The organism is Desulfovibrio sp. (assembly GCF_035644575.1).
Taxonomy (GTDB): domain Bacteria; phylum Desulfobacterota; class Desulfovibrionia; order Desulfovibrionales; family Desulfovibrionaceae; genus Desulfovibrio.
In genome coordinates this window covers 1-4,839 of the sequence record NZ_DASQOG010000125.1, presented here as the reverse complement: position 1 = coordinate 4,839, position 4,839 = coordinate 1, and the positions used below count along the sequence as shown (strand labels likewise).

Below are 4,839 nucleotides of genomic sequence, written 5' to 3'. Positions count from 1 at the left end.
CATGCGGCCCGTATTGGGCATAAACTGCGCCCAGGTGCGGTTTTCGGCCATTTTTTCGTGCATGCGGTGGATGTAGCCAAGCACAGGCTCGGCCTCCACTATATACTCGCCGTCCATGACCATCTTGACGCGCAAAACGCCATGCGTAGCCGGGTGCTGCGGGCCAAGGTTCAGAACAAACCGCTCGTCTGTGGGACTTTGGGCAAGATAGTTCATGCGCTGTAGTCCTTGAGCAAGGGGTGGTATTCCGCGTCTTCGGGCAACAACAGGGGGATGAGGTAGGGATGCCCGATAAAGACGATGCCAAAGAACTCGTGAATCTCGCGCTCGTGCCAGTGGGCTATGGGATAAATTTCGGCAATGGTGTGGATCTGCGGGTTGGAGCGCGGCGTGCGCACCCGCAGGCATACCCGATGGCGGGCGGCATAGAGGTTGAAGTCATATACCACTTCAAGCTCATCTTCCTGCGGTATGGGATCCTGCGCAGGGGGTTCAGGTTGGGCGGCCTGGCTGGCATCCGGCGCATCCCCTGCACTGGCAGCGGCTTCGGCGGCCTTTTTGGCCTTGGCTTCGGCCTCCTTGCGCAGGGCCTCGCATTCGCCAAGCCAATCTACCCCGGTCATGCCTTCAATAAAGTACCCCGCCCCATCCATGATGCCCACGGCGGCAAGCAGGGAGCTTTCCGGCAGCGTCACATCAAGATCATAGCCCACAGCGGCGTGATCTGCGGCTCGGACTCTGGCTCCGGGCAGAGCCGCCAACTGTGCGCAAAGGGTTTCTGCGTTCATGACGTATGCCCTCCTGCTTCCTTGCCCGCCTTGTCATCCCCGACGGTGCCAACAGACGCGCCACCATCAGCCGCAACATCCTCGGCAGGTGCCGGGGGCGCTTGCGCCTCCGCCTGCATTCTGGCCGCCTGCGCCGCCGCAGGGCCGGGAAGCCCGGGGGGCGTCACCACGGGCCAGCGGCGGGTGCCCGTGAGCTTTTCTTCCAGCTTCAGGATACCTTCGATCAGGGCTTCCGGCCTTGGCGGGCAACCGGGAATGAACACATCCACGGGGAAAAGCTTGCCCACGCCTTCCACTACGCCGTACTGGCCCTCGTACACAAAAGGCCCGCCGGAAATGGCGCAATTGCCCATGGCGATGACCCACTTTGGCTCGGGCATCTGGTCGTAGAGAATCTGCACAGCCGGGGCCATCTTCTTGTTGATGGTGCCGGAAACGATCATCACATCGCTCTGCCGGGGCGACGGCCTGAACACCTCGGCCCCAAAGCGCGCCAGATCAAAGCGGGACGCGCCGGTGGCCATCATTTCAATGGCGCAGCAGGCAAGGCCAAATGTCATGGGCCAGAGCGAATTGGCCCGGCACATGTCCAGCAGCGAATCCAGCCGCGAAAAATGGACTACCGATCCGAATATATTTTCCGTTGCCACTGGAACACTCCCTTTTTCCACGCGTACAGAATGACAAGGGACAAAATGCCCACGAACAGAAAAACTTCCGCGAACGTCAAAAAATCACTGATGGGAGAAGCCTTGTTGTAGATAACCGCAACAGGGAAGAGAAAGAGAATATCAACCGCAAAGGCGAGGAACAGCAGCGAGTACATATAATATACCGCGCCGAATTTGATCCAGGCATCGCCAATAGGGTCAATGCCGCACTCAACAATCTGGCGGGTTTTGCCCACTGTGTTGCGCGTAAGGCGGGGGGCAAGAAAAAAAACGATTACAAATGGCCCCAGAGCAAAGCTCATACCGCCAAGGCAGAATGCCATTATGTAGACAATGTCAACAAGTTCGCTGCTAGACATAAATTTTTCCTTGTAATAGGAATAAAATTTACGAAAAGATATACTTGATCAATCCACAAACAATTAAAACAACAGTTGTTTGTGAATTTATAAATTAAGTTAAATACTACTCCCCCAGAAAGTTTGTGTCAATAATTGTTAAAAAAAATACATGCTTCTGTTCAAAAATGTACAATTAAAGGAATTTTTTGTTCAATCATATTAGCACATTAATCATTTATCTGAAATTGCGTGCAATCACAAAAAGTGAAAAAAACAATTTTATTTTTACTACTGGTGATAAGCAGATCAAAAAGTACATCAAAACAACTTGAAATTATTTACCATTCTAGTTTCGTGCTATTTTTTTAAAAAAAATAGCACGAAACTTCATAAAAATTACCGGGTGGCGCACAGGTCTGAATAGCGATCAGGGCGTTGCCGCAGCAGAAAATGAGCGATGAGAGGGAACGAGCGGTGGCTTGCGACTGTGGGCAACGGAAAAACCAAGGCTCCTGAGCAGATAAAAGATATCCACAGCACTCGCGGGGCCACATACAAACTACGGCGCATTGGGGCCACTCCAATGCGCCGTAGTTCAGTTCGACTTCATACAAAAAACCATCAGAAAAATTTATTCAAAACCTAAAGTCGCGCTGACCGTTTTCAATGGCGGCAAGGTATTCCTTGGCTTTTTTGCGCACCTTGTCGCTGGGAATTTTGTTCAGTTCCTGCTCTATCATGGCAAGACCCATCTGCCGTGTTTGCGGCGAGGCGTAGTCCTGCAAATATTCCTTGAGAGTCAGCAGCGCGTTGGGGTGACAGCAGTTCAAAATCTGCTGACTTTTGCACAGGGCCATAAAGCGGTCGCCGGTGCGGCCCTCGCGGTAACAAGCCGTGCAAAAGCTCGGCACATGCCCCTGCTCCATGAGCCAGCGCACCACCTCGTCCAGCGTGCGGCGGTCGCTCACGTCAAACTGCGCGGAATTGTCTTCTTCCGGCTCCGGCTCATAATACCCGCCCACGCTGGTGCGTGAACCGCCGCTGATCTGCGAAATACCCAGCGGCAGCACCTTTTCACGCACGGCCTTGCTCTCACGCGTGGAAACAATCATGCCCGTGTATGGCACGGACACGCGGATACAGGCGCAGATGCGGGCAAACGTATCGTCGCTGATGCCGTTGTCGAACACATCAGGGTTGATGTCGTCAGCGCGGCGAATGCGCGGTACGCTGATGGTGTGCGGGCCAACTCCATGCACGGCTTCGAGGTGCTCGGCGTGCATGAGCAGAGCCGCAAATTCATAGCGGTAGCCCTCAAGACCAAAAAGAACCCCCAGGCCCACATCATCAATGCCACCCTGCATGGCGCGGTCCATGGCCTCGGTGTGCCAGGCGTAGTCGTGCTTGGGTCCTGCCGGGTGCAGCTTTTCGTAACTCTGCTTATGGTAGGTTTCCTGGAACAGAATATAGGTGCCGATGCCCGCATCCTTGAGCATTGCATATTCTTCCACCGTGGTTGCCGCGATATTCACGTTCACCCGGCGGATGGCCCCATTCTTATGCTTGATGCTATAGATGGTCTTGATGCACTCAAGTATGTACTCAATGGGGTTCATGGTGGGGTGTTCGCCCGCCTCAAGCGCGAGGCGTTTGTGCCCCATGTCCTGCAAGGCAATGACCTCGCGGGCCACTTCTTCCTGAGTAAGCTTCTTGCGGGCGATGTTTTTGTTCTGCGAATGGTAGGGGCAATACACGCAACTGTTGATGCAGTGGTTTGAAAGGTACAGCGGCGCAAACATGACAATGCGGTTGCCGTAAAAGTCATGCTTGATCTGGTTGGCAAGCCTGTACACCTTCTCCACTTTCTCCGGCAGCTCGCAGGCAAGCAGCACAGAGGCCTCTCGGTGGGTCAGACCTTTCTTAAGGGCGGCCTTGGCAATGATGGCGTCAATAAGCTCTGCATCGCGCGCGTGCTCGGCCGCGTAGCTCAGGGAGTCGAGCACTTCTGTATGGTCAATAAATTCATCTGCGCGCAACGACTGGGGATTATACATAAAAAAACCTCCGGCAAGACCCATATTCTCAGGCGGTGCGGGCGGGTGACCAGCCATATTGGCTTAGAGAACTCGACAGGCAGACGGTGAAAAAACATCCTAGAGGGCTGTTCTTTCGCAAAAAGAGAAAATACAGGCTGCAAACTTAACGTTTCTATGGGCGGTATGCTCCGCTACCGGCTATCTCACCGAAATCAAAAATTTTATGCTAAGCTGTCCACTGTGCATGTGCACGGACAAAGTGCGCTGTATGCGGGCTGACTGATGGCCTGAATAAATATGGTCAGGGACAGCCCAGCATTCAAACTGGCCGACACGGGGGGCAAACCGTGTCGGCCGTGGGTCTGGCCCGAGGGGTCTTGGGGTCCCTCAGGTGGAAAAGGCCGTGGCGTTATTCGTACGGATAGGCGGTACCCTCAAACTCCTTGTGGCGAGGGTTGGGGTATTCGCCTGAAGCCGTAAGAGCCTTGAGGCCTTTTGATTTGTCAAACCACTTGGTGTGGAGGTTTTCTTCTGATTTATGGCTCAGGGGCTTGCCGAGCCAGGAATCGTAAAGCGCCTTTACCTGCGTATTGTCCTGACTGGCGCGCTTGGGAAAGGCCGAATCGGCACTGTACACAGCGGCTGAACGGTCGCCCATGTAATCCTTGAAATCCTTGGCGGCGGCATAGGCCTTGTTGGCCATGCGCACGCCCAGCAGCAAGCCGCCGGAGAGAATACACGCTCCCTTCAAAAATCCGCGTCGAGTGGTGGCAATAATAGACATGGCGTGCTCCTCTAGGCTTTGGGCTGGGTGTTGGCAAGACGCTGCTTCAGGCTGGCAAAGAGGCTGGTGGCCTTTCGCTCCGCGCTTTGCAGCACATTGGGCATGATGGGCTGCCCGCCGCCGCACACGCACCCGCCGGGGCAGGCCATAAATTCAATGAAATGATACGGCGATTTGCCCGCCCGCACTTCATCGCACACCTGGGCAAAGCGTTTTGCG

At 54.6% G+C, this 4,839-nt stretch carries 5 protein-coding genes and 2 pseudogenes; all 7 read right to left on the bottom strand.

From position 1 onward, the window contains the following. Positions 1–216: pseudogene (locus VEZ52_RS07210) on the bottom strand (NADH-quinone oxidoreductase subunit D); the annotation flags it as partial. Continuing rightward, the gene (locus tag VEZ52_RS07205) at positions 213–788 is read right to left on the bottom strand and encodes an NADH-quinone oxidoreductase subunit C (RefSeq protein WP_324836223.1); all 576 of its coding nucleotides are present in this window, start codon (positions 786–788) and stop codon (positions 213–215) included. The pseudogene VEZ52_RS07210 and the gene VEZ52_RS07205, both read right to left, overlap by 4 nt. 167 nt (positions 789–955) lie before the next feature. Further along, positions 956–1,423, bottom strand: a pseudogene (locus VEZ52_RS07200) (NADH-quinone oxidoreductase subunit B); the annotation flags it as partial. Then, a complete protein-coding gene (locus VEZ52_RS07195; protein WP_192111829.1) occupies positions 1,408–1,818 on the bottom strand; it encodes an NADH-quinone oxidoreductase subunit A in 411 nt (136 codons plus the stop codon). The gene VEZ52_RS07195 and the pseudogene VEZ52_RS07200, both read right to left, overlap by 16 nt. Before the next feature lie 617 nt (positions 1,819–2,435). Further along, on the bottom strand, positions 2,436–3,854 hold the full coding sequence (hydG, locus tag VEZ52_RS07190) for a [FeFe] hydrogenase H-cluster radical SAM maturase HydG (RefSeq protein WP_324836222.1): 1,419 nt from the start codon (positions 3,852–3,854) through the stop codon (positions 2,436–2,438). Positions 3,855–4,245: 391 nt separating this feature from the next. Further along, positions 4,246–4,620 carry an iron hydrogenase small subunit gene (locus VEZ52_RS07185; RefSeq protein ID WP_324836221.1) on the bottom strand — a complete coding sequence of 125 codons (375 nt, stop codon included), beginning with the start codon at positions 4,618–4,620 and terminating at the stop codon, positions 4,246–4,248. An 11-nt stretch (positions 4,621–4,631) separates the two neighbouring features. Next, positions 4,632–4,839: [Fe-Fe] hydrogenase large subunit C-terminal domain-containing protein (locus tag VEZ52_RS07180; RefSeq protein WP_324836220.1), on the bottom strand; the 208-nt coding region annotated here is incomplete at its 5' end.

What these genes read in the sequence shown, in the direction of transcription:
- VEZ52_RS07205 (WP_324836223.1), bottom strand. Translation starts at nt 788, where the DNA reads ATGAACGCAGAAACCCTTTGCGCACAGTTGGCGGCTCTGCCCGGAGCC.
- VEZ52_RS07195 (WP_192111829.1), bottom strand. Translation starts at nt 1,818, where the DNA reads ATGTCTAGCAGCGAACTTGTTGACATTGTCTACATAATGGCATTCTGC.
- hydG (WP_324836222.1), bottom strand. Translation starts at nt 3,854, where the DNA reads ATGTATAATCCCCAGTCGTTGCGCGCAGATGAATTTATTGACCATACA.
- VEZ52_RS07185 (WP_324836221.1), bottom strand. Translation starts at nt 4,620, where the DNA reads ATGTCTATTATTGCCACCACTCGACGCGGATTTTTGAAGGGAGCGTGT.